Origin of the sequence: Thermoflexus sp. (assembly GCF_025055495.1) — a bacterium.
Classification (GTDB): domain Bacteria; phylum Chloroflexota; class Anaerolineae; order Thermoflexales; family Thermoflexaceae; genus Thermoflexus.
The window spans coordinates 1-1,787 of the sequence record NZ_JANWXB010000281.1 but is presented as its reverse complement, the minus strand read 5'-3'; the positions used below and the strand labels follow the sequence as shown (position 1 = coordinate 1,787).

The window sequence follows — 1,787 nt, the reverse complement described above, 5'->3', positions numbered from 1 at the left end:
ACGGTCCAGCTCTCCCAGCTGCCCTGCGGCAGCCCCTGGGCCTTCGCGATCGCCGGAGGCCTCCCCAGGACCCCCCCTATCCCCGCGATCAGCCCCAGCCATGCGATTCGAATGAGCAGGCTCTGTTTCACCATTCTGTTTGCTCCACTTCTTTGCTCCTTCCGACTCTTTAACCAGCGCGAACGGGCGGGAGCGTATAGGAACCTGGCTGTGGGAAAATTTGAGCCAGGAGGCGCTGCCGTAAGATCCAGTTAACCCCGCGCTCCAGCGCGGCCGAGCCGATAAGCACCAGAACGGTCACTATGCCGGTAAGGGTCAGTCGAAGCGTCAGCGACATGGCAAAAGGCCAGAGCCCCACAATGAAAGCCCACAGGACCGGCTGATGAAACACCATTACGCCGTAAGAATGCCTCCCCAAAAAGGAGAGCCCTCTATCTACCCACCGCAGTCGAGGCAGGAGGTCCCGCGCCAGGACGGCCAGGAGCCCTGTTACCGCCGGGGTGATCAGCGTAGGAGCGATGATCGCACCAGGCGGGATGAAGGACAGGGCTAGGCCCAGCCCATACAGGACGAGCAATATCGCCCAGCGGTGAGGGGATCGGATCAGCCCCTCCAGTCGGGAAGCCTCCCCGGCTGCCCACCACGCCAGGCCCATCCCCAGGGCGAACTCCGCCAGACGCGAGGGGAAGAACAGTCCACGGGACCACATCTCCCAATCCACCGGTAACAGGAAGAATCCGGCCCATCGGCTGACCACTGTGAGCAGCGCCATCCCGATCCAGAAGCGGAGCAGCCCCCAACGTTGCAGGGCCAACCACAGGAAGGGGAAGAGCGCATAAAGTGGCATGATCAGGAAAACAAACCACCACGCGGGGGAAATGAAAATAATGAAGTAACTGGCCCCGTAGCGGTAAACTGCCCGATGAATCTTCACCGCCTCTTTGCCAAGAAAGGTATAACTCCTATCTCCAAACCAAAGAAAGATAAACCCTGAACTCCACCGCACGCGTCGTGAAGACCAGCCCGGCTTCCGGTGCCCACCGCGTGCTGCCTCCTGCATTGACCGATCGAACTTGAAGGCAGTAGCTGGCGCTGGGGCTCAGCCCATCGAGGGCCATGGCATGGGCACGGGTGGGTGTGGGGTTTTGGCGCGATCGGGTCCATGTCCCACAGACGGATCCCCATCGCACCTCGCCCATGGCCTCCACGTCGGTTGTCCAGCTCACAACGGCCGTCGTGGCGAGCGCGGAGACCTCTGGCCCGCTGAGGATCGATGGCGGAGCGACCATCCCGAAGGGTGTGTCGGAGCTGTAGACCGGGCCAGCCGTTCGATCCACAGATCCATATTGGCACTGCCCGGGGTTAGCGCCCGTGGCATCTGTCACGGTGCCCTGGCATGGCCCTGCCGGCCCCTCGTCGAAATGATACAGGGCAAGGGTGTCGGCGTCGGGCGTGAACGGCACGGCAGGAGGCGAGAACGGCCCGTTGTAGCGCACGATCCGCGAAAGGCGCACCTCATCCACCCATCCGCTGTAAGAAGGATAGATGTCGCGATCCACATCGTGTTTCTCCGCTCCGAGGACTAGATACGGATCATTGGGATAGGATGTGAGACGACCATCCCGATACCGGATATCTCCGGTCGGCCCGATCCCCTCCGCATCCAGCCGTCCGTCCACAAAGATCTGCATCTGCCCATCGCTGGCGCGGCGGGTGACGGCGATGTGGTGCCACCGGCCATCCGCCACATTACTGGTTCCACACAGCGTAAACCCGGTTCCACCCCG

General features: G+C 62.2%; 2 protein-coding genes. Both read right to left on the bottom strand.

Going from position 1 to position 1,787, the window contains the following annotated elements:
- Positions 1-169: 169 nt before the first annotated feature.
- Positions 170-934 carry an acyltransferase family protein gene (locus NZM16_RS09020; RefSeq protein ID WP_295480029.1) on the bottom strand — a complete coding sequence of 255 codons (765 nt, stop codon included), beginning with the start codon at positions 932-934 and terminating at the stop codon, positions 170-172.
- A 28-nt stretch (positions 935-962) separates the two neighbouring features.
- Positions 963-1,787, bottom strand: an 825-nt coding sequence (locus NZM16_RS09015) for a LamG-like jellyroll fold domain-containing protein (RefSeq protein ID WP_295480027.1), incomplete at its 5' end; no start/stop codon positions are given.